The sequence below is a fragment of the Clostridium isatidis genome, from assembly GCF_002285495.1.
Lineage (GTDB): Bacteria > Bacillota > Clostridia > Clostridiales > Clostridiaceae > Clostridium > Clostridium isatidis.
Window position 1 is genome coordinate 1281020 of sequence record NZ_CP016786.1, and the last position, 24504, is coordinate 1305523.

The window sequence follows — 24504 nt, forward strand, 5'->3', positions numbered from 1 at the left end:
AATAATAATAATTTAATATACACAATAAATTAATTGTTTTCAATCCTTTCCTTATACATATCATCAATAAAACTAATAAAACTACTTTCCGTAAACTTTCTATTATTTAAACCATATTTATGGCTCAAAAGATAAAGCTTGCGTTTAGCTCTTGTTATTGCCACATAAAAAGCTCTTTTTTCCTCTTCTAGACTGTTATTTTTAACTGCCATATAAGAAGGAAAAGTATATTCATTAAGTCCTACAATAAAAACATTATCAAATTCTAACCCCTTAGACTGATGAACAGTTATAATAGGTATCCTTGGTCTATTAGTTTTCTTTATTATCATATTCTCCACTTCTCCATTTGAAAGACTAGTTATAGTTAATACTTCTATTAAAGAATCTCTAGAACTTTTATTTTTATCATCGATTTCTTTAAGGAGTCTATAAAAATCTCTTAGTCTTTCAATTTTTTCAGCCCCTTTTTCCCATTCTTCCTTGCTGCCAGAATATAAAGTTTTAATATTAAAATCATTAATTATATCTGCAACTATTTCATATGGCCTCTTATCTTTTGCTTTTTCAAATAAATTATTTAATGCAGTAAATATATAATTAAAATCTTTAATATATTTATTCATTTTTTCTATTCTTTCCATAGATAAGGGTCTTATTTTATTCTCTATAGCATAAATTAAAAGATCTTTAGTTGCCAAAATATCATCCATTGCATCATGACTAGGTTTATTTTTAGTTTGAAAAATGTTGCTTAAGGTTTCTAATTTATGATTTTTGATATTTGGATAAAATCTTCTATAAATATCTAAAGTATCATAATAGCTTTTATATTTAGTTTGTGGTAAATCATTTCTGCTTAACTCACTTTTTAAAATATTTAAATCATATTGGACATTATGTCCAACTATAATAGCATCTTTTGAGAATTCAATAAATTCTATTAAAACTTTTCTTTTATCCTCACCATTATTTTCTAAAAATTCATCGCTAAATCCATGTACCTTCATTGAATTTGCTACAGACTTATTATTTTTTAAGAACTTTTCAAACTTTTCAATAACTTCACCCTTATTATTTATTTTTATTGCAGCAATTTGAATTATTTCGTCAGAAGTTACATTTACTCCAGTACTTTCCACGTCAAAAACTACTATATTTCCCTTATCAAATTCCTCTATAAGCATTCCATATTTTTCGCCATATTCAATAATTCTGTTATCAATAAAATCTGATAAAGATATTCCTATCTTCCTATACTCATTACTTTCTATCACTTCCAGTTTTCTATCTCCTATTCCTGTAGGAAGCCTCTTTAAAATTCTTCTTAAGCTAACATTATCATATCTATTTATTATTAGTTTTAAGAAAGCTATTATATCTTTTATTTCCTGCCTCCTAAAGAACTTAAACTGATCAATTAAGAGAAACTCAAAATTATTGTTTTCATATTTACAAATATTTCGAAGTTCATTGCTTATTTGAATATTATATTTATTATCTCTGCTTAATATAGCCGTACTAGAAATATCTCCTTTTTGAGATATTCTTTTTATTTCATCAAAAACATATCTTGCTTCATCTCTTATATTTTCACATCTTATAACTCTAATTTTTTCTCCCTCTTCTTTTGTTTGTGATAAAATCTCTTTCTTATAAACTTTATTATAATCATCCTCATAAGCATTTTTTAAAAAACTTAGGGAGCCATTAGTTATATTCCTAGTTGATCTATAGTTTTTTGTAAATATAATTTCCTTAGGATAATATTTCTTTTTATATTCTTCTATAATTTTTTTAGGCTCCGAACCTCTCCAACTATAAATAGTTTGAAATATATCTCCACAAAGCAGAATATTATTTCCATCAAACAATTTTTCAATTATCTCATACTCTAATAAACTGGTATCTTGGACCTCATCAATATTTATAAATTTAAATTTATTTTTTAAATCCCCTACTATTTTATTGTCTTTAAATATTTCTCTTGCTTTTATTGTTAAATCTGAAAAATCTAAACCATGATTATCTTTTAATAAAAAATCATAAAGCTTCAGCAAATAAGCTCCCTTTGCTTTTAAATCTTCCTTCATTTTTACATTTATTATACTTCTATCACTACAAATGTAATTAATTTTATCATATTTATAGTTAAAAATACTCTCAATAATAACTTTATAATTTTCAATCTCTCCATTTATACTAATATTTAATTTACTGCTTTCCATTTTTACAAGTTCTATAAATTGCTGAAGTTTATTTACTGGATAATCATAAAAATTGCACATCTTAATTATTTCTTTACAGTCTTCTTCATCAAAAACCATAAAATCATTAAAAATATCCGTTTTATCTTTTCCATAGCTTTTAATTATATCAAAACAAAAACCGTGAAAAGTTTTTATAGTTATGTCTGATGCATTTTTTTCAATATCCTTTTCTATTCTTTCTTTCATTTCCTTACAAGCTTTATTTGTAAAAGTTATACATAATATTTCTGAGGGTTTTGCTTTATTATGTTCAATTATTTTGGATATTCTTTTAGATAATGTATTAGTTTTTCCTGTTCCTGCTGATGCCAGCAATAGTATATTATGATTTAATTCACTTATTATATATTCTTGTTCTTTATTAAAATTCATACTAACCCTCCTTCTAAAATTTTTAAACTACTATAATTTTATCATCTTTCTATTATCTTCTTACAATATAGATACTTTTTTTGCAAATAATATATTTATAAAGTAAGAATTTTTTATGGAGTGAGATATATGAAGAGTCATGGAAAATTAATCGTTTATGGTACTGTAATATCATATTCTTTACTAGTTTTTATAATTGGATTCATATTATTAAAAATGATTGATGCCTTTTTTCCACTAAGCCCAATAGTATTTTGGACAATTTTTATAGTACTTTCTTTATTCTCCTTTTTGACTATATTTACAAGCAAACATTTTAACATAAGATTTTATAATACTTCCTATAAAATTGGCTCTTACTGGTTAATTTTAATGCTTTATGCTACAGCTGCCTTACCAGTTATTATTTTAATTAGATTTATCCTAGGTGAAAATAAATTTGAATTTTTTACTTATAGGAATTTTTATATATATGCAATAATAATATTTTTTACCTTGTATGCTATTTTAGCTTTAACAGGTACTTTTAATGCTAGTTTCTCTAAAATAAAAAATTATGAAATTATAATTGATAAATATATTAAAGAACCAATTAATATAGTCATGATTTCAGATATACATCTTGGTAATATTATCAGAAATAAAAGACTAAAAAAAATGGTCCAGACCGTAAACTCATTAAATCCTGATATTATTGCAATAGCTGGAGATATTGTAGATAGTAATATTACTCCCTTTACAGAAAGAAATATGGCAGAAGAATTTTCTCACTTAAAAAGCAAATATGGAACCTATGCAGTCCTTGGTAATCATGATTTAATGACAAAATCTATAGATAAAATAATAAAAATATTAAGTGAAAATAAAGTTACAGTACTAAGAGATGATGCTATACTTATAGATAATTCCTTTTATATTATTGGAAGAGATGATATTACAATTAAACTATATACTAAAAAAAATCGTAAGCCTTTAATAGATATTACTAAAAACCTTGATAATTCAAAGCCATTAATTTTGATTGATCACAATCCAAAAGATATCAAGGAAAGTTATAATGCAAATATTGATTTACAGCTCTCTGGGCACACCCACAAAGGGCAAATTTCACCATTAAATTTTGTAACTAAAAGAGCCTTTGAGATTGATTATGGTCATTTACAAAAAAATAACTTTAATGTAATTGTTTCCTCTGGATATGGAACTTGGGGACCTCCAATTAGACTTGGAAGTAAAAGCGAAATTGTTGTAATTAAATTAAAAGGAAAATAACAATATGGAGTATAATATACATAATAAAAGCTGATGCAGCTAGCTTTAGCATCAGCTTTTATTTTATAATTTTTTATATCCACGAAAATCGTCAAAAATTTTTCCTTGATTATTTTAATTTTTTCTTAGACTTGGTGACTTAGTTTTATAAACTCGTCTATGTCCTCTTCTATTAATTTTAAAGAATTTCTCCAAAAGTTTTTATCATGAACGTCTATATTCATAACTTTAGTTACATCTTCTACCTTTGCTTTACCTGTAATTCTTAATAAATTTTTATATTCTTCTACAAAAGTTTCTCCTCTTTTTAGATATTCTGCATAAAGCCCTTTAGCAAATAAATTACCAAAAGCATAAGGGAAATTATAAAAGTTAGCTGTTGCATAGTAATAATGTGGCTTCCAAGTCCACATATATGGATGTAAGTAATCATTATCTAATCCATCTCCATAAGCCTCTTTTTGAGCTCTTACCATAGCATCTTTTATTTCTTCTACTGCGAGAGAACTTTCCCTTCTCTTATCAAAAACTTCACTTTCAAATAAAAATCTTGAATAAATATCTACAATAACCTGAGTACAATCTGAAATTTCTGCTTCTAAAATTGCAAAGACTTCTTCCTTGCTTGCAGTTTTTACTGCTCCTTTCTTTACCAATATTTCACAGAAAGTTGAAGCAGTTTCTGCCAAGGTCATAGGATAATCACAATTTAATATAGATTCACCTTTTAAACATTCACTATGAAAACCATGGCCTAATTCATGGGCCATTGTAACTACATCCCCAAAACTTCCTCCATAATTTAATAGTATTCTGCTTTCTTCAATATCCTTAATGCTTTCGCAAAAAGCCCCTCCAACCTTACCTTCCTTAGGCATTACATCTATCCAGTTATTTTCAAAAGCCTTAGCTGCAAAGTCTGCTAAGTCGTCACTAAATAGTCTAAAATTCTTTTCAACAAATTTCTTTCCTTCCTCAAAAGTATATCTCATTTCTTTATCTATTACTGGAGCATATAAATCATAAAATGGAAGCCCCTTTTTATGTCCTAATAATTCTGCCTTTCTCCTTAAATACTTTCTAAAAACAGGCAGACTTTCTTTAATAGCTTCAAGCATAGCCTTTAAAATATCTTCATCCATTCTTGATTCTTGTAAAGTCATATCTAAAGGAGACTTATATCCTCTCAGTTCTGATGTTGTTAATACCTCACCCTTAATTCCATTTAAGGCAGCTGCAATACCTTCTTCTATCTTTTTATAAGATTCAATTTCTGCTTCATAAGCCTTCTTTCTAATATTTGGATCCTTATCATAAGCCATATTTAATACTACAGTTAAAGGTAAAGATTCATCCTTTCCTTCAAGCTCTATATCAACCTTATGAGTTGATATTAGTAAATCTTTATAGTTAAGCCATGCTTCTGAACCTGTATTTCTCATCTTTGCAATGATAGCTTCTTCCTTTTCGCTTAATATATATTTATTTTTTTCCACTATCTCTTTTATAAAAAATACATGTTCTTTTAATAAAGGAGAGCTATTTATGATTTCATCTATATCATCTAAAGAACCTATCCATTTATAGATTTTAGTTAGAGGTTCAGCCAAATCGCTTTGCTTACTATTGATTATATCTAAATATTTTCTTCCTTCAGAATTTTTTGTATCTGTACTTAAAGTAAGATTTGCATAGTTAAATATTTTAGTAATGACTAAATTTAAACTTATTAACTTATTTATAAAATCTTCTAAATTTTTTCTTCTATCACTACTTTCATAAATACTATTTGAAAAAACTTTAAGATCCTCTATTCCATTATCAATTTTCTTTAAATCATCTATAAATTCTTTTGATTTAAAGGATTCGTATATTTCTTTTAAACTCCAATCTAATCCCATTGTTTCCTCCTGTAAATATTCATTGCTTATCTTTTATAACAATAAACTCTTATTTTTATATTCTTTCGGTGACATTCCTGTTATCTTTTTAAAGGTTCTAGTAAAATGACTTTGATCATAAAATCCTAATAAAATACTTATTTCTAATATAGTTTTATCACTAGTTAATAATAAAGTCTTTGCCCTTTCTATCTTTATTTTTCTTAAATATTGCATTATTGAAATTCCTTTTAGCTTTTTAAAACAATATGAAGCATATCCTACTGAGATATTTAACTTCTCACAAATTTTTTCTAAAGAAATCTGCCCTTCAATATTTAAATATAAAGACTGCAATATTTTATTTACAACAAAATTCTCGGTAATTTCAGTTTCATTTATTAGAAGATCAAAATACTCATTTATCATATCTAATTCAATTTTCTGTAATGATAACATACTATTACTCTTTTTAATTTCTCTGTAAAATTTATTATAAACAATGTGCAAAAACTTTTTACTTATTCCACTTCTTATAACCTCTCTTGAGAATAAGGCATTCCATATAATTAAATCATCTTTTTTATGCTCCTTATCAACATCATCTTTAATCTCAGAATCATGTTTCTTCTTTACAATATTAATTAATTCTTCTTTATTTCTAGACTCTATTAAAAATGACACTTTATTATTAAATATATTGAAATCAGATTCAAAACTTTCATAACCGTTATCCAAAGTAACACCCCGTATATACAATTCATAAATCTCAATGCACATTTCACAATTTTGGCTGATTATTATTGAAATATATTTATTTTATATTATCTAAAAAATTACTATTTAACTACTGAAAAAATATATTTCTTAAATTCTTCAAAGCTTCCTTCTACTATCATCGCACCCTTATTTATTTTGTTACTTATGAAATTATATTCAGATGATCCGTAATTAAATTTTGGACTTGCCACAATTAAACTCGTTTCTGTAGTACTATATACAACTTTGTTTAAAGCTAATTCTTTTATAAATTCAAAGAAATCATTGAATTTTTCTACATTAGCTTCTGATGCTAAAGTAAGGGCAAATTTAAACAATTTATATCCTCCTATTAAAGGAACCATAGTTCCATTATTTATATAAGATGTTTGTTCCATATTATGAAAATATTTAACATCTCCAAAGGATAAAGTTTTAAATTGCTTATTAATTTCTAAGTCTTTGATATTTAATTTTTCAAGATTAGCTACAATTTTATCCCAAGATTTAGCTTCATCACTTCTACTATATCTTACTTCTGTTTGAAATTTCTCAAAAGCATTCTCTGCATCTATATCCTTAAAAACTTCATTTCCATTTACAATTACTCTATAATCATTATCTTCATATATCAATTCAATTCTATCATTCATATAAACTTCCTCCATTTTTCTAAATTATTATTTAATAATTATTATTAGATATTATAGCATATTAATTAAAGACATTACAATATTTTTCCTATTTTTTAGTTTTTAACTTATTATTATATATTATCTTTGCACCAGGCAAAATTATTTTAAAACTATCCTCTTCTAAGGAATTAATAAATTTTACCCTGCCTATACCTGTAAAGGCCTTTTTAATTCTTGTAAAGCCTCCTCCATTATTTAAAAATCTTTTATTATTATCTAAAGTTATTAATTTTTCATAAAGCCACATATTTCTTTTAGTTATCTTATTAACTCTATTGGATTTATTTTCTTCAATTAAAGTACCAGGACTAACTATTAAAATTGAATTAAATCCAATATGAAGTTCGATTATTCTATTTATCGCAGAATACTTTCTATACAAAACAGCATTTTTTATTCCCTCAATAATTGCAGAAACAGGATATTTTTCATCTAGTATTTTTTTTACTATCTCTTCTGCTTTATCTACCATTTCTAAAATATTCCCTTGAATTATACTTACTTCATCTATATCTTTATTTACCTTATTAATTATCTTTATCATATTATGGGGAAGAAAAATACTATTCTCCTTGGAAAATAGTAATAAGCCACCTAAAGTACAACATATCTTTCCTTCCTCTTTATCCTTATATATTATTCCAGTACTTTCAAGTAAAAATTCTTTATTATCACTATTAATATCTATATTTTTCTTATTAAAATACCTTTTCAAAAGCTCATCATCTAAAAAAGATATATCGCTTCTAGGTATTAATGAAGTTTCACTAAAAAAATCTAAATTTTCTTCAAAAGCTTCTACCAATTCTTGCTTTCTCATAATATCTGTTATAGAACCGCGTCTTACATAGAATGCTCCATTTTCTCTAATTTGATAAGGTTTTTGCTCTCCTGAAAATATAGTAATGGTACAAATTTTTTTACCTTCTAAAATACAAGTATCTACCTGTATGGGAATTGGCGGTTCGCACCTTGATGATATTATTTGTTGAATTTGCTCTTCTTCTATTAAATTATTATCAGACAATCCAACAATTTTTCTAGTTTTATCTTCAATTCCTATTATTATATATCCTCTTCCTCCTTTTGAATTTGCAATTGCACATATGTCCTTTGCTAATTCCTTCTTTCCACTTTCATATTGAAGAGATAACTTAAGTTTAAAATCTAATTTTGTACCCTCGGATCTTTTTAGAAGTGATTTTAATTTCTTTACATCCAATTCATATCCACCCCCTATGTAAAAAGTACCTTGTACTTTTACAATTCTCATTTAGAATGTTATTCATAACAAGACTTAACCCATATAAAATCCATGCATTTTTATAACTACTTTAAGATTTATTCCATATATAACAATTTCATATAAAAAAAGAGTTGTTTACAACAAAACTATTGTAAAACAACCCTAAAAAGATTGCTTTGCACTCTTTTAATTCTCTTCGTGTTCAAAATCTATTCCCTTACTTAAAGCAACTCTTTCTGCAACAAGGTTTTTAAGTACTGTATTAACAGTCCATTCTTTCGAAGTTTCTGTGACAGTTGCCTTTAATACATTATTAACTCTAAATTTCTTTAAATTTTCAATAAAAACTGATATTTTAGCTCCTGGTATATTATTAAATATGATAGCCTTATTTTTTAAGCCATCTTCACAATCATTAGAAATTTTTCCTTCTAAAATATCTTTTATTATAGAATTTCCATTTTTATGATTTAATATTATTTTATCTCTAATACCAATCATAGCTGATAAATTTCCAATAGTTTTTATTTCTTTATTATTAAAGTTACAAAGTATTATACAGCTTCTACCATCCTTTACTTCTCTATCTTTTATATCTATTTGCTCAAATGACATAACTTTCTCCTTTTCTTTTTATTATATAACTATATAATAGTAAAATAATAAAAATTAAGCAACTACTAAAAATACTGCAATTACAAATAAGGTTAATACTATGGGAAGAAAATTATTTGAATTATCTTTTCTTGAATTAAATGTAAAAACTTTTAGAAACTGAACATAAATTAAAATAGGGATAAGTAAGAAAACTATATATAATCCTCTTATACTTTCTAATTCTATATGAGCATTGTTATCTTTAATAAATAACATTAATCCAATTTCCATTTCTAAAAGAATTAATATCAAAAGAGAAACAAATTCATTAACATTAAATTTTTTCATATTTTCCCCCTACATTATTGCGCTCAGCAATAATGAAAAACTTAAAATGCAAATAATAATAGCACCAATTAATTTAATAGTAAATTCTTTTTTAAAATATGAACTTATAATAACAGCATTTTTTAAATCCATCATTGGTCCTAATATTAAGAAAGCTGAAATTGCAGGAATATTAAAATGTTTCAAAAATTCCTTTGCAACAAAGGCATCTGCTTCTGAACAAAGGGAAAATAAAAATGCCATTAACATCATTATTATTATAGAGATAAACTTCCCTTTTCCTATTTTAATAAGCATATTTTCATCAATTAAACAAATAAAAATACTAGATAAAAATGAAGCATAAATATAATATTTTAATATGTTTAAAAACTCTCTAATAGAATGCTCTAAGCATATCCTAATCTTTGATTTTCTTGTAAAATAATCAATTGTTAAGCATCCACATTCGCATAAATCACTATATTCTGTCTTTCTATTTACAATATCCTTATTTTTACTTACTAAAAGGTCTACTAGAACCCCGATTATAATTGATAGTATTATTCCTCCTATAAATCTTATTAATACAATTTTCATATCATTGAAGGCATAATAGGTTGACATTATTACAATAGGATTTAGTATAGGAACAGATAGCATAAAAGTTATTGCTATTTTAATTGGAACGTTCTTTCTTATAAGACTTTTAGTGACAGGAATAATAGCACATTCACATATAGGCATAAGTATCCCTATTGTAGAGGCTATTAATAAAGAAATAATATTATTTTGGGGTAATACTTTTTCTATCATTTCTTCAGTAACAAATAATTGAATTGCAGCTGAAACTATTGAACCTATTAAAAGAAAGGGTAAGCCTTCTAAAATCATATTTATAAAAGTTATAATTATTTTATCCAAATTAATTAGCATTGCTTACCCCCTTTTTTATATATTTATTAAACAACTTATCTATAAAAGCATGTTTAAAATATTTATTAAGTTGTAAATCTTCATCTAATCTTTCAATGCTATCTATAAGTAAAATAGGTGCGGTTAAATTTATATTCTCAACTGTTTTAATTAATGTTTTTTTTCTTTCTTTATCTATTTTATTAATATTATTAAGTAATATTAATTTGCTGCTTTGAAGAAATGGTATAATTAGCTCACCCATATTTCTTATATATACATCTAAATTTTCACAATTCCCCAGGAAATAATTTCCATAGAAATTAATTTTCTTTTTAATATTTTTATCTCTTAACAAATTACCAATCTTAATTAAAGGCATTGTTCCATTCACTTCAATAATAATTCTATTATAAACATTATTTTTATTATTTTTTATTATTATGTCTTTTAATTCATCTATTTCCTTAAGATAAATTGATTTAACACTGCTATCTACCTTTTTATTCCCCATTTCTAATAAAATAATTAATAATCTTTCATTTCTACATATATCAGTTTTTATATATGAATTTATAAAAGTAGTTTTACCTGAACCTAAAAATCCCGTTACAATTTCTAATTTACACTTCATTATTATCCTCATTTAAAAAGCTTTCCAAGTTCTTCTTTATTAAGTTTTAGGCCAATAATAGAAATTACATTTTTATCATTTCCAGTTATTTCTCTTATTACAAATTCATCTTTTACAAAATCAAATTGACCGCTTGTACCATCAATTAATTTTACTATTCCCTTTGCTCTTAAGATATCACCATAGCCCTTTGATTTAGAAATAAAATTAAACTTAGAAATAAGCTCATTTTTAGATAATTCTGATTTAGGGTAAATGGCTACTGTTTCAAATACTTCATTTGCTTTTTTATCACTAGGATTATGAATATTAAATACTCCTTTAGAAAATTTACTTTCTTTTATGATAAACTTCTTTATCGGATTATTCTCTAAAAGCTCCTCTCCCTTTAAATTATTCCATGGCTCTGATAAAATTACAGCTCTACTATTTATCTTTTTAATTTTTTCAATTACTTCATTAAGCTCTCTCTGATCGATTTTTTGTGTTCTACTTAAAACTATTTTTTTAGCATTCCTAATTTGATCCTCATAAAAAGCTTTAAAGTTTTCTATATAAATATTAAATTTTTCAGGGTCAATAACAGTAATTACATTTTCTACCTTTATCTCTTCTGAAATTCTTTGATCTTTGAATATTTTTAAAATATCAGTCAGCTTAGCTACTCCCGATGGCTCAATAAGAATTCTACTTGGATTATATTTATTAATTACCTCTAATATTCCTTCTTTAAAATCCCCTGTAACCTCGCAACAAATGCAGCCTGAATTTATTTCTTTAACTTCTATATTAGCTTCCTTTAAAATTTCTCCATCAATACTAACTTCACCAAATTCATTCTCTATTATTACAATATTATTTTCATACACACCTTCATTTATTAATTTTTTCATTAAAAAAGTTTTACCTGCTCCAAGAAAACCCGAGTATATATCTGCTTTTACCTTCATAACTACCCCTTATAAAACTTAATACTTTCTTCTAAAGATTCTATGAATATTAATTAAAATATATTACTAAGCAATTAACAATTTGCTTAAGTTCAAATCAGCTAAATTCTAAATAAGAGGAAATTTATTAAAAATTAATGTTTCCCAAATAAAAAATTGGAGTACCCATATAAAATTATGAATACTCCCAACTAAAATTGATTATTTTCCCCATTGATTATCAGTTGCTGTTTTTTCTGCCTTTTTTCCCTTTTTTCCTTTTGTGTTAAATTTATCTTGATTTCTTTCTTTAGCCATTATTTATAGCACCTCCATTAAATTCATTTTAATCCTCTTCATCTTTTTGATTTTCATTTGGTTTAGTTGCATTTCTATGCTTTTTCACATGAGATTTAGGCTTTTTAGGATAAGGTTTGTTTTTACTAGGCAATGTTACACCTCCTAAAATAATTTCATTAATATTATTTACTTTATATAATTTTTAATGTTGTATAAAATATTCACTAAATTCATTATTAAGGAATATTTCGCCATTATTTACAAGTAATATGGAATTTTATTGAATTATATTGTATAATTGGAATATAACTTTGTGGGGTTATATTTATAACAAGAAAAGAACTTAAAAGTAGAGCAAAAGAAAATTTAAAAGGTGGAATGCTTTTAGCTGTATTAACAGTGCTAGTGTTTTCTATAATAACTAATACATCTCATTTCATTGAAATAGGCAATAAAATAAGTATATTTTTCTCTTCTAATGATTACTTTAAAAGTATTTTCTTCGATAGATCATTGACTGATAAAATTTTATTAAAACTAGTATCTTTAGATCTACTTTTAGGCGGCTTATTAAATACAGGTCTATGTAAATTTTTGTTGAATTATTCTAAGTCTAATATAGAAACAAAGTGTTTAAAAGAAAGTAAAAAAATGATGGAAAGTAATAAATTTGATTTTTTTATTCTTGATCTAAGTTTTATTGGATGGGACATACTTTCATTATTAACCTTTGGAATAGCTGGATTATTTATAGCCCCTTATAAAAAATTGACAGAAACACATTTTTATTTAGCTTTAAAAGATAGTTATTATTAGAAAATGAAGAAGGCTGTGTAGATTTTACACAAGCCTTTTTTGGAATTATTTAAATTAATAATCACTATTTGATTTTGTTCCTTCACAAATTGCAATTCCTGAAGAAGCCCCTATTCTTGTTGCTCCATTTTCTATCATAACTAAGGCATCTTCCCTTGTTCTTACTCCACCAGAAGCTTTAACACCTAATTCAGGACCAACTGTCTCTCTCATTAGTTTAATATCTTCCTTTGTTGCTCCACCAGTACTAAATCCTGTTGAAGTTTTTACAAAGTCAGCCCCTGCTTCTTTAGCTAATTTGCAAGCGGTTGCTTTTTCCTCATCAGTTAATAAACAAGTTTCTATTATAACCTTTGTTAAAGCCTTTCCTTTTGCAGCATTAACAACTGCTTCAATGTCTTTCTTTACAAAGTCAAAATCTTTATCCTTTAACTTACCAATATTGATTACCATATCAACTTCTTGGGCACCATTTCTAATTGCATCTTCTGTTTCAAAGGCCTTAACCTCAGGTGTTGTTGCTCCTAAAGGAAAACCAATTACTGTACAAACTTTTACATCACTACCCTTTAGTATTGATGAGGCTTTTGATACATTTGCTGGATTAACGCATACTGATGCAAAATTGTATTCTAAAGCTTCCTTGCAAAGCTTTTCTATTGCCTCAGTAGTTGCATCAGCCTTTAATAATGTATGGTCTATCATCTTAGCTAATTGTTTATTATCCATTTTATTTCCTCCTAAACCTTTAATTATTCTTAGAGTTTTATTATAATTCAATAATAATATTATTGAAAGATAATTTACATATAATAATTAAAATAAACTAAGCTGCTCTATTTTATCTTCTTTAAAAGAAGATATGGTTACTCCAATAAGCCTAATACCTACATTTATATTTTCTTCCTCTAATATTTCCTTGCAAGTATTATATATGTCCTTATAGCTGTTTGTATAATAAGTTAATGTTCTGCTTCTTGTATGATTGATGAAATTATAAGTCTTGTATTTTAAAGTAATGGTTCTTCCCTTTATATTTTTTCTTTTTAAATTTTCACTTATTTCCTTTGAGAAGTTGTCAATATATTGTAAAAGTTCTTCCTTACTTTGAGTATCTGAACTTAATGTTCTTTCCTTTCCATAGGACTTTCTATCTCTATTTTCTTTAACTTCCCTACTATCTATACCTCTTATTCTATCATAAATTTCTACACCATATTTTCCAAAGTATTCAGTATATAAATCAATAGGCATTTCATATAAATCCTTTACATAAAATATACCTATATTATTTAATCTTTCAACAGATTTTTTTCCAATACCATGAATTTTTGATATTTTCAACGGCAGAAGTATATCTGGTATCATTTCTTTATCAATAACCATAATACCATTAGGTTTATTCCAGTCTGAAGCTAACTTTGCTAGAAATTTATTATAAGATATTCCTACTGAAATTGTTAAACCAATTTCTTTTAATACCCTGCTCTTAATGTGTTTAGCTGCCACTAATCCATTATTAAATCTGCTATTAGTAATGTCTAAATAAGCTTCATCAATCGATACAGGTTCAATAATATTTGTAACATCTCTTAATATATCAAATACTTTATTAGATATTTCTCTATATCTTGAAAATCTAGCAGGTACATATATCCCGTGAGGACATAGTTTTTGTGCCATGAACATCGGCATTGCTGAATGAACGCCATATTTTCTTGCTTCATAGGAACAAGTTGCTACAACTCCCCTGGAACTAGTACCTCCGACTATAACGGGTTTACCCCTTAAATTCCTATTATCTAACTGTTCAACAGATGCAAAGAAAGCATCCATATCTACATGTAATATTATTCTTTCCATAAGCCCCACCTTTAAGCCAAGGCTTCAGCGAACATCCCCTTATTTTTAGATTTTATAAAACAATAAACGCCCAAAGCTAATAATTCATCTATATATTTTCTTTCTTCAAAGTTATTAGCAAAAAATATTATACACAAGGATATTACTGTTCTAAAGCCTTTATCCATATAATATTCATATTCACTTTCTTCCTCAATAAGTTTTTCAGTAACTTCTTCAATAAGATTTAGAGTTTTTCTTGCTTCTCTATTTGTTAGTAAGCCTATTAAAGGTAAAAATTGATCAGCAAATTTTAAACCGCTTTTTTCTAATTGCATCATAAATTCTATGGTTCTATACATATGCCCTGAAGATCCATTTAAAATTATAGCATTCGTTAAACCTTGAATACTATTTTTAGACTTTATATTAATTTCACTCATATTATCATAAATAGTATCAATAAATTCCTTTATTGTTTCTACGTCTATTTCATTTAATGCCCAAAGAGCACAAACTAGATAATCATCTTCACCAGTTATATTATAATATTTTTCTTTCAATAGTAGGTATACTTCTTTCATTTTTGAAATAATTACTTTTTTATCTTTATTCTTTCCATACTTTGCTATTACAAAAGCTGTTAAAGTCAAATAATCACACTCATTAAAATCTTCACCTTTTAGTAAATCCATAGTATTATAAATATCTTCTATGAATTTATAATCAAAATCATCATCACATGCTAATAATATTGATAATATATATAATATTTCACCTCTAAAGGAAGACATCCTAGAAGATGTTGATTTTATATATTTTCTTATTTCCTTTATTTTTTCAACAGGAATTTTCCTTTTATAATGAGCATAAATTAAAGAGGCAAAATGATTGATTAAATCACCATCATTTCTGAGTTCAACCTTTGAGCTTCTATAATTATTAATAGTCAAATAAATTCTGTCCTCGAGAAATTTCTCCATAGCCCTACAATTCCCTCACTTTTTAAAAAATTAATCTACACATTACTATTATACTATAAAATATGTTACAGTTTTATAACAATTTTATAACCATTTATTTAAAAGTTCTCCAATCATGAAATATTGTAATTTTCTTAATAATTAAGTTATTATATTTAATTTACATTAATATAATTATATTGATTAATAAATATAGGAGGATACCCATGGTAACTAAAAAATTTTCATTATTAAAAAGTTTTAATACTTTTAATAATGATTTAAAAATTAATAAAGAATCTACTACTTCTACTAATGCTGATTCTTATGATAATAATTTCTCAAAAAAAATCGATTTTCACGAAGATAATTTTCATAATAAATATAGTCCTTACCCTATTTTAGATAAAGATGTTATTACTACTGTTGCCAATAACTTTCCTGAACCTTACGATAATATTATTAATGCTCTTGTCAGTTTAAAAATTTCAATAGAAAAATCAATTGACTATATTGAAGATGCTTCTAGTTCAATAATAAAAAAAGAAAGAAATTTTGAGTTAAGTACAAAATACAGGGAAACATCTATGAAACTTTTTGAAATTAGCAATAATATTAATGATTATATAGAATGGATGAAAAATTTAACTAGCAAAAAGGAAAAAAACATTATTAAAGAAAATCCCATTAATGAAGAAGATAATATAGACATTAGTTCTAATTTAAATATTAGGAAAACAGAACTTAATATATGCAATGATTTTACAGATAAAGATCCCCTTAGCTTTAAAATTGATAATAATGAAACAAAAGTTGATGATTGGAATGATTTAGTGATAAAAACTGCTGATACATTAATTAAAAATTATAAAAAATCTAAAAACTATACTAATATAAATATTAAATTTCCAGTTATAAATTCTAAAAAATCAAAAGAAAACGATTATCGAGATACAGTTATAGAAATGCTTACTGAATATAATATTGAACCTAATAGATACTTTATTAATATAAAATAAGCTAAATCTTCATTAAAAACTGTCATAATTTAATTATTATGTTTTATTAATTTTGTAATTATGTTATAATACTCTTGTAATTATAACGTTTTGATTTTTTACAATATTTCTTATATAAAGGAGTTTTAATTATGGGATTTAAAGAAAAAATGACTGGCTACTTTCAAGAAGCCTATCTAGAAAAATATAAAGATAGAATGACTAGTACAGCCGGTACTGTTTTATCTGTAAAAATTGAAGAAAAAAGCATACTAGGAATTTTTAGAACAATTACTGCTTACCTAATAATTAAGCCTGAAGTAGGTAAGGGTGTAGTTAAAACTCAATACAAAGCTAGAAAATGGTTTAAAAAACCAACTTTTATTGACGTTAAACAAGGTCACAAAGTAATTATTATGGGAATCACAGGCATTAAAGGAAAAGAAGATTCGGAAGTTATTACAATTTCAAATATTGCTAACTTAACCACTAAGAAAGACCTACATCCTTTTGATCACTCACAACTTAAAAAAGCTAGACAACAAGCTACAAAGTTTAGAGTAAGATAGCTTATACAGTTATTTGTTTTCAGTTATCACTTTTCAGTTAGGGATGATTTTCAGTAAGCTGAAAACTTATATTTTATAAAAACTTTAAAATTAAGCTGTTACAAAATCAGCATTTTGTAACAGCTTTTTAATTTCCAAAAATTTTTATTACTTTTTAATTAAGCTGAAAAATTTCCACAACTGAAAACTTTAACTAAAGCTATGTATCTTTATTCAAAGGTTACTAATTCAGTTTCTTCTATCGCCTTATTAACAAGTTCTTCAATATCTAATACAGCTTCTGACTTTCTCATTTGATCCAGTCTAGGTTTTGTTTTGGGATGTTTTGGTACAAATATTGTACAGCAGTCTTCATATGGAAGTATTGATGTGTCGTAAGTTCCTATTTCTCTAGCTATATCCATAATATCAGTTTTATCCATTGCAATTAAAGGTCTAAATACAGGTCTATCAGCACAATCTGTACTTACAATTAATCCTTCCATGGTTTGACTTGCAACTTGACCTATGCTTTCACCAGTTGAAACTGATTGAATCCCGTATTTTTCTGATAAGGCACAAGCTACTCTCATCATAAATCTTCTCATAAGGATTGTTAATTCATCTTCTCTACATTTTTCAATAATTGCCATTTGTATTTCTGTAAATGGAACTATATGAAGATTTACTTTTTCAGTATAACCTGAAAGTATTCTTGCCAATTCCTTTACCTTATCCTTTGCTCTTTCAGATGTATAAGGATGACTATGATAGTATACACAGTGAAGTTCCACTCCCCTTTTAGCCATTAAATAACCAGCAACAGGAGAATCTATTCCGCCTGATAACATAAGCATTGTGCTTCCATTAATTCCATATGGTAAGCCTCCTACACCCTTTATTTTATCTTTTGTTGTAAATATATAAGCCTTATCTCTAATTTCAACATTTACTACTAAATCAGGATTTTTTACTTTAACTTCTAATCCATTCATATGATAAACAATAAAACCACCAATTTCTTTTGAAGCTTCTATAGAATTCTTAGGAAAGGCCTTATTGGCTCTATTAGTTTCAACTTTAAAATTCTTAGGTGCTGCTTCCCTTACCTTTTTCAAAGCCTCTTCTTTAATAGCAGCCATATTGCTTTCCACTTGTGAAACTATGCAAACTTCAGAAATTCCAAAAACCTTTCTAATTCTATCTGCTGCTTCTTCTATATTCTCTGTTTTTATAAATTGTCTTCCTTGGTCTTCAACCATTTCAAAGTCAATATCTTTTAATTTCTTTTTAATATTGTCTCTTAATTTTCTTTCAAATTTATTTCTGTTTAAACCCTTTAGAAAAATTTCTGGTGCATATTTTACTAATATTAATTTATTCATTTTTTAACTCTCCTTAAAAACTTTAATGAACTTTTTAAAATTTCTATTACCTTGTCAATTTCATCTTTTGTATTAAATTTAGAAAAGGAAAATCTAATTGCACTTTCTACTTCATCTTTAGTCAATCCTAAAGATTTTATTACATAACTTCCTTTAACTGCACTTGTTTTTGAAGTACATGCAGATCCTGTAGCTACAAATATATTATTATCTTCTAATAAATGAAGTAATACTTCTGCTCTAACGCCAATAAAAGAAACATTTAATATATAAGGTGAAAAGTTTTCTCCCATAGAACTATTTATTCTAATATTATCTATTTCTTCTAATCTTTCAATCATATATTTCTTTAATGCTGCTACATATTTATAATTTTCTTCCCTGCTACTAAAGGTAATTTCAGCAGCTTTTTTAAATCCGATAATTCCAGGTACATTTTGAGTTCCTCCTCTAAAGCCTCCCTCTTGACTTCCACCACTTATTAAGGATTTAGGAATTATACCCTTTTTTATATATGAAAAGCCTATTCCCTTTGGACCATGTATTTTATGACTAGAGGCTGTCAATAAATCAATATTCATCTTTTTTACATCTATAGCTAACTTTCCATAAGACTGTACTGCATCCACATGAAATTTTGCCCTAGAACTATTTTCCTTTATTATTTTGCCAATAGCTTCTAAATCTTGAATAGCTCCCATTTCATTATTTACATGCATAATTGATACTAAAACTGTATCTTTAGAAATCGCTTTTTTTAATTCTTCCAAAGATATTTGCCCATTTTTATCAACCTGCAAATATGTAACTTTAACGCCTTCCCTTTCTAATTCATTATAAGTCATAAGAACAGAATGATGCTCAAAAGCTGTTGTAATAACATGATGTCCAGATTTTAAAAGCCCTTTAATAATTAAATTATTTGATTCACTTCCACCAGAGGTAAAATATATTTCCTCTTTTGAAGAATTTATTGTTCTAGCTAAAAATTCTCTTGCTTCATTTATTTTTTTTTCTGCCATTAAACCAATTTTATGAAGAGAAGATGGGTTGCCATAATATTCTTCCATTCCCATTGCAATTTCTTCTATAACCTCTTTATATGGTTTTGTTGTAGCACTATTATCTAAATATATATCCAAATTTTATCACCCCTGTATATCAGTTGGCAGTTCACAATTCACAATGCACAGTTATGTAAACTGTGAATTGCGCACTTTTACTTTAATTTTTGCTATATAAAATATAACAAACTTTTATTTAATTTACAAGAAAATAAAAGAAAAGGACTGATTTGTCCAGTCCCTTTCATTACCTTATCTTTTTGTTTTTGATCTAATTAGTAAATATGTGCTGTTTACTAAGAAGATCGTTCCAGAAAAGAATAATACTATTCCCCACTGAGCTAAATTTAATGCAACAGTATCAAAAACTCTTGCTAAGAATGGAATATATAATATGCAAGCAACCATTATCATTGAAATCATAACAGCCCCAACCAAATAAGGATTTGTAAATAATTTAATTTCAAAAATTGAATGTCTCTCTGACCTACATTCAAATACATGGAAAAGCTGTGACATTACTAATGTACATAAAGCTAAAGTTCTACAAGTAGCTAAATCAAATCTGCTAAATCTTCCAATTATAAAAGCAAGTAAAGTACAAACTCCGATTAAGACGCCTCTTACAGTTATTTTAGACCACAAACCTCTTGCAAATATACCTTCTCCCTTTTCTCTTGGTGCCTGACGCATAATATCTTTATCTGGGGGATCTACACCAAGAGCTATGGCTGGAAGCCCATCTGTGGCTAGATTTACAAATAATATTTGAATTGGTGTTAATGGATTTGGAAGATAAAATAATGAAGCTAAAAACATTGTTAGTACTTCACCTAAATTACAAGATAATAAATATCTTATGAATTTCCTAATATTATCATAAATTATTCTACCTTCTTCTACTGCTGATACAATTGTAGCAAAATTATCATCCATTAAAACCATTGAGGCAGCTTCTTTAGTTACATCTGTTCCTGATATCCCCATTGCAACCCCTATATCTGCTTCTTTGATAGCTGGTGCATCATTAACTCCATCTCCAGTCATTGCAACAATATTGTTATTCTTTTTAAAGGCTCTTACTATTCTTAGTTTATGATTAGGGGAAACCCTCGCAAATACCCTAATATCTTTAACTTTTTTTGTAAGTTCTTCATCACTAATTCTTTCTATTTCTTCGCCAGTAATTGCTTGATTATCTGTATTACATATATTAATTGATTTAGCTATTGCCAAGGCAGTGTTTTTATGATCTCCAGTAATCATAACTGGTTGAATACCAGCAAGCTTACATTTTAATACAGCATCTTTTACTTCAGGTCTTGGAGGATCCATACTTCCAGCTATTCCTAAGAATATTAAATCTTTTTCTAACTCCTCATTATGAACAATATTTTTTTCCTTATATGCTGCTGCCAAACATCTTAAAGCCCGATTTGACATTGAATCCATATATGATAAAACCTGTTTTCTTTTTTGTATTGTTAAGGGCTTAATAGTACCATTTTCCAATATATGAGTACACTTCTCCAATATCCTTTCAGGGGCTCCTTTTACATAGCATATTTCTTTGCCAGCTTCTTTTATTACAACACTCATCATTTTTCTAGTTGAATCAAAAGGAATATCATATACTCTAATTATATTTGACAAAAAATCCTTCAACTTCTTTATATCATTAAAAAAGGCCTTTATTAAAGCTGTTTCTGTTGGATCTCCATAAAGAGCCTTATCTATGTTTTTAACATTAAAATCATAATTACAGTCATTACAATAGATAAGCGCCTTCATTAACATAGAATGGTTTTTTAACTCATCTTTTTCTAAATCATATATTCTTCCATTCATATATATTTCTTTTACTGTCATTTTATTTTGGGTTAAAGTTCCTGTTTTATCTGAGCAAATTACAGAAGTGCAACCTAATGTTTCTACAGCTGGAAGCTTTCTAACTAGTGCATTTTTCTTAAGCATTCTTGAAACACCTAAGGCTAAGGCAACAGTTACTATTGCCGCAAGGCCTTCAGGGATTGCAGCAACAGCTAATGAAACACCAAGTAAAAACATGTCTCCAATTTCATTTCCTCTAATAATTCCAAGAACTGTTACAATGGCGCAAATAATTAAACATAATCCTACTAAAACTTTTCCTAAGGAATCTAATCTTTCTCTTAAAGGAGATTTTTCTTCTTCAATATTATCTAGAAGGTTTGCTATTTTCCCCATCTCAGTTTTCATTCCAATGCTGTCAACTAATAATAATCCTTTTCCTTTTAAAACAGTTGTGCCCATAAAGCCTAAGTTTTTACCTTTTTTAGCTTCCTTACTTACACCAACAGATTCTCCTGTTAAAAGAGATTCATCTACCATAACTGAAGAAGCTTCAATAAAGGTTCCATCTGCTGGAATTCTATCTCCTGCTTCTAGAACAACTAAATCTCCTATGGTTACTTCAATAGAATTTATTACTTTTAGTACATCATCTCTAATAACCTTACAAGTTGGAGCAGCAAGTTCTTTTAATGCTTCTAAAGATTTTTCAGTTCTAAACTCTTGTACAAATCCCATTATCGCATTTACAAAAACTATTATAAGTATAGTAATTGCATCTGCACTATCCCCCATTAGTCCTGAAATAATAGTTGCACCTATCAATATCCAGACAATTAGATCATTAAACTGAGATAAAAATATAAATAGTGGCGATTTTTTCTTCTTATGTGATATTTCATTTAATCCATAGGTATCTTGTCTTTTTTTCACTTCCTTAGTAGTTAGTCCATGTGAATATTCTTTCTCCTGTATCACCATTTGTCCTCCTTATAATGGTTTCTATATATTATATTTAGTTAAATAAAAGTTATGAATTAATTATTTTGAAAATACTGTATAATCAATAACTTTTCTTACATAATTTTCAACATAATTCAACAGATAGTTTAAAATGATGACTTTACAAATTAATGATATAAATATAGAATATTCTTATATGACTTTAATCAACAAAAGGAGGGACAATTTTGAAGGATGTAATTTACGTAACTGGACATAAGAATCCTGATTCTGATTCTATATGTGCAGCTTATGGATATGCAGAATTTAAAAATAAAACAGGAAATATGCCTGCAATACCATGTAGGCTAGGAAATGTAAATCAGGAAACACAATTTATTCTTGATTATTTTGGAGTTGAAGCTCCAAAACTACTTACAACAGTAAAATTAAAAGTTGAGGATTTAGATTTTGATAGAATAACTCCAGTATCTTCAGATATTTCATTGAAAACTGCTTGGAATATAATGAAGGATAAAAATATTAAAACTTTACCAGTAGCAGATGAAAATGATAGATTACTTGGTGTTTTAGCAATTTCAAACTTAACATCATGTTATATGGATATATGGGATAACAAAATATTATCAAAAAGTAATACATCTTTAGAAAATATTATAGATACTTTATCTGCTAAAGCTATATATGTTAATCCTGGTGTGAACCATTTCCCTGGTAAAATAGTTGTAAGTGCAATGAAACCAGGAAGCATGGAAAACCATATTGAAGAAGGCGATATTGCAATAGTTGGAGATAGAGAGGAAGTTCAAGAAGCTTTACTTGATTTAAAAGTATCTCTTGTTATAGTTACAGGTTCTCATGTACCAAGTGATAAAATAATAGAAAAAGCTAAAGAAGCTAATATTACTATAATATCAACTCCTCACGATTCTTTTACAACTTCTAGACTAATAATTCAAAGTATACCAGTGGGTTATGTAATGATAAAAGAAAATTTAGTTACTTTCTCTACTGATGACTTAGTTGAAGATGTAAAGAAAGTTATGCTAGAAACAAGATATAGAAGCTATCCTGTTATTAGCGTTGATGGCAAAGTACTAGGTACTATGTCAAGATATCACTTAATATCAAATTATAAAAAGAAACTTATCTTAGTTGACCATAATGAAAGAGGTCAATCAGTTGATGGTCGTGATGAAGCAGAAATTTTAGAAATTATAGATCATCACAGAATTGCTGATATTCAAACTAGTGGCCAAGTTTACTTTAGAAGCGAGCCTATAGGAAGTACTTCCACAATAGTTGGTAAATGCTTCTTTGAAAATGGAATTAGACCTTCTAAACAAGCAGCAGGACTTTTATGCGGTGCAATTATTTCTGATACCCTTTTATTTAGAAGTCCTACTTGTACAAATACAGACAAATATATATGTGAAAAACTTGCAGATATTGCCGGCATAAACATTGAAGAATTTGCAAAGGAAATGTTTAAGGCTGGAACATCCTTAAAAGGAAAAACTGTAGAGCAAATCTTTAACCAAGATTATAAACCATTTAACATTGGTGACACTAAAGTTGGTATTGCTCAAGTTAATACAATGGATATTGAAGGTTTTATGCCTCTTAAGGAAGATATGCTGGCTTATATGAATAATAAAGCTAAGGAAGCCGACTTAGACATGGTAATGTTACTTCTTACTGATATCCTAAATGAAGGTTCAGAAGTACTAGTTGCTGGTGCTAAGCCAGAAATAGTAGAAAAAGCCTTTAAGGTAACTTTAAAAGACAACTCAGCCTTCCTTGATGGAGTTCTATCAAGAAAGAAACAAGTTGTACCACCAATAACTGCAGCAATAGAAACTATGTAAAAAAAAACCGTTGCAAAACGCAACGGTTTCTT

Annotated in this window: 21 protein-coding genes; 5 read left to right on the plus strand and 16 right to left on the minus strand. The window is 26.9% G+C overall.

The features are described 5' to 3' along the window. Positions 1 to 29: 29 nt before the first annotated feature. The gene (locus BEN51_RS06105; RefSeq protein ID WP_119865194.1) at positions 30 to 2642 is read right to left on the minus strand and encodes a 3'-5' exonuclease; all 2613 of its coding nucleotides are present in this window, start codon (positions 2640 to 2642) and stop codon (positions 30 to 32) included. 129 nt (positions 2643 to 2771) lie between these two features. Between BEN51_RS06105 and BEN51_RS06110 the strand changes: the two genes are divergently transcribed. After that, positions 2772 to 3914 (plus strand): metallophosphoesterase, encoded by a 1143-nt coding sequence (locus tag BEN51_RS06110; RefSeq protein WP_119865195.1) that lies wholly within the window; start codon positions 2772 to 2774, stop codon positions 3912 to 3914. Positions 3915 to 4039: 125 nt separating this feature from the next. Here BEN51_RS06110 and BEN51_RS06115 read toward each other — a convergent pair whose 3' ends face one another. The 9 genes from BEN51_RS06115 to BEN51_RS06155 all read right to left on the minus strand — a co-directional run bounded on the left by BEN51_RS06115 (position 4040) and on the right by BEN51_RS06155 (position 11917). After that, positions 4040 to 5815, minus strand: a complete 1776-nt coding sequence (locus BEN51_RS06115) for a M3 family oligoendopeptidase (RefSeq protein WP_119865196.1) — start codon at positions 5813 to 5815, stop codon at positions 4040 to 4042. 33 nt (positions 5816 to 5848) lie between these two features. Continuing rightward, entirely contained in the window at positions 5849 to 6532 is a 684-nt protein-coding gene (locus BEN51_RS06120) for a helix-turn-helix domain-containing protein (protein WP_119865197.1), read from the minus strand. A gap of 101 nt (positions 6533 to 6633) precedes the next feature. After that, the gene (locus BEN51_RS06125; RefSeq protein WP_119865198.1) at positions 6634 to 7206 is read right to left on the minus strand and encodes a hypothetical protein; all 573 of its coding nucleotides are present in this window, start codon (positions 7204 to 7206) and stop codon (positions 6634 to 6636) included. A gap of 88 nt (positions 7207 to 7294) precedes the next feature. Then, positions 7295 to 8470: an AlbA family DNA-binding domain-containing protein gene (locus BEN51_RS06130; protein ID WP_119865199.1), complete on the minus strand. Its 1176-nt coding sequence runs from the start codon at positions 8468 to 8470 to the stop codon at positions 7295 to 7297. 210 nt (positions 8471 to 8680) lie between these two features. Beyond that, a complete protein-coding gene (locus tag BEN51_RS06135) occupies positions 8681 to 9109 on the minus strand; it encodes a DUF3783 domain-containing protein (RefSeq protein ID WP_119865200.1) in 429 nt (142 codons plus the stop codon). Between the two features lie 54 nt (positions 9110 to 9163). After that, positions 9164 to 9439: a hypothetical protein gene (locus tag BEN51_RS06140; RefSeq protein WP_119865201.1), complete on the minus strand. Its 276-nt coding sequence runs from the start codon at positions 9437 to 9439 to the stop codon at positions 9164 to 9166. Between the two features lie 9 nt (positions 9440 to 9448). Then, positions 9449 to 10354 carry a permease gene (locus BEN51_RS06145; protein ID WP_119865202.1) on the minus strand — a complete coding sequence of 302 codons (906 nt, stop codon included), beginning with the start codon at positions 10352 to 10354 and terminating at the stop codon, positions 9449 to 9451. Continuing rightward, complete coding sequence (locus BEN51_RS06150) at positions 10344 to 10967, minus strand: GTP-binding protein (protein WP_164704090.1); 624 nt, start codon at positions 10965 to 10967, stop codon at positions 10344 to 10346. The genes BEN51_RS06145 and BEN51_RS06150 overlap by 11 nt, the downstream gene beginning before the upstream one ends. 8 nt (positions 10968 to 10975) lie before the next feature. Beyond that, positions 10976 to 11917: a GTP-binding protein gene (locus tag BEN51_RS06155; RefSeq protein WP_119865204.1), complete on the minus strand. Its 942-nt coding sequence runs from the start codon at positions 11915 to 11917 to the stop codon at positions 10976 to 10978. 657 nt (positions 11918 to 12574) lie between these two features. Here BEN51_RS06155 and BEN51_RS06160 point away from each other — a divergent pair. After that, positions 12575 to 13012, plus strand: a complete 438-nt coding sequence (locus BEN51_RS06160; protein WP_119865205.1) for a DUF975 family protein — start codon at positions 12575 to 12577, stop codon at positions 13010 to 13012. Positions 13013 to 13066: 54 nt separating this feature from the next. On the opposite strand, the gene deoC is transcribed toward BEN51_RS06160, so the two are convergent. From deoC to BEN51_RS06175, 3 genes are all read right to left on the minus strand, one after another. Further along, positions 13067 to 13741 carry a deoxyribose-phosphate aldolase gene (gene deoC / locus BEN51_RS06165; RefSeq protein ID WP_119865206.1) on the minus strand — a complete coding sequence of 225 codons (675 nt, stop codon included), beginning with the start codon at positions 13739 to 13741 and terminating at the stop codon, positions 13067 to 13069. 87 nt (positions 13742 to 13828) lie between these two features. Next, positions 13829 to 14875: a DNA polymerase IV gene (locus BEN51_RS06170; protein ID WP_119865207.1), complete on the minus strand. Its 1047-nt coding sequence runs from the start codon at positions 14873 to 14875 to the stop codon at positions 13829 to 13831. An 11-nt stretch (positions 14876 to 14886) separates the two neighbouring features. After that, positions 14887 to 15837, minus strand: a complete 951-nt coding sequence (locus BEN51_RS06175; RefSeq protein WP_119865208.1) for a DUF4003 family protein — start codon at positions 15835 to 15837, stop codon at positions 14887 to 14889. 206 nt (positions 15838 to 16043) lie between these two features. Between BEN51_RS06175 and BEN51_RS06180 the strand changes: the two genes are divergently transcribed. Together BEN51_RS06180 and BEN51_RS06185 are read left to right on the plus strand one after the other, a co-directional pair. Further along, positions 16044 to 16835: a hypothetical protein gene (locus BEN51_RS06180; RefSeq protein ID WP_119865209.1), complete on the plus strand. Its 792-nt coding sequence runs from the start codon at positions 16044 to 16046 to the stop codon at positions 16833 to 16835. A 131-nt stretch (positions 16836 to 16966) separates the two neighbouring features. After that, positions 16967 to 17383, plus strand: coding sequence for a hypothetical protein (locus tag BEN51_RS06185; RefSeq protein ID WP_119865210.1), 417 nt, complete (start codon positions 16967 to 16969; stop codon positions 17381 to 17383). A gap of 209 nt (positions 17384 to 17592) precedes the next feature. On the opposite strand, the gene thiI is transcribed toward BEN51_RS06185, so the two are convergent. From thiI to BEN51_RS06200, 3 genes are all read right to left on the minus strand, one after another. After that, positions 17593 to 18747 carry a tRNA uracil 4-sulfurtransferase ThiI gene (gene thiI, locus BEN51_RS06190; protein WP_119865211.1) on the minus strand — a complete coding sequence of 385 codons (1155 nt, stop codon included), beginning with the start codon at positions 18745 to 18747 and terminating at the stop codon, positions 17593 to 17595. Beyond that, a complete protein-coding gene (locus BEN51_RS06195; RefSeq protein WP_119865212.1) occupies positions 18744 to 19889 on the minus strand; it encodes a cysteine desulfurase family protein in 1146 nt (381 codons plus the stop codon). Before BEN51_RS06195 ends, thiI begins: the two co-directional genes overlap by 4 nt. Positions 19890 to 20063: 174 nt before the next feature. Continuing rightward, positions 20064 to 22619 (minus strand): calcium-translocating P-type ATPase, SERCA-type, encoded by a 2556-nt coding sequence (locus tag BEN51_RS06200; RefSeq protein WP_119865213.1) that lies wholly within the window; start codon positions 22617 to 22619, stop codon positions 20064 to 20066. A gap of 212 nt (positions 22620 to 22831) precedes the next feature. Here BEN51_RS06200 and BEN51_RS06205 point away from each other — a divergent pair, with 212 nt between their 5' ends. Further along, entirely contained in the window at positions 22832 to 24472 is a 1641-nt protein-coding gene (locus BEN51_RS06205; protein ID WP_119865214.1) for a putative manganese-dependent inorganic diphosphatase, read from the plus strand. Positions 24473 to 24504: the final 32 nt, after the last annotated feature.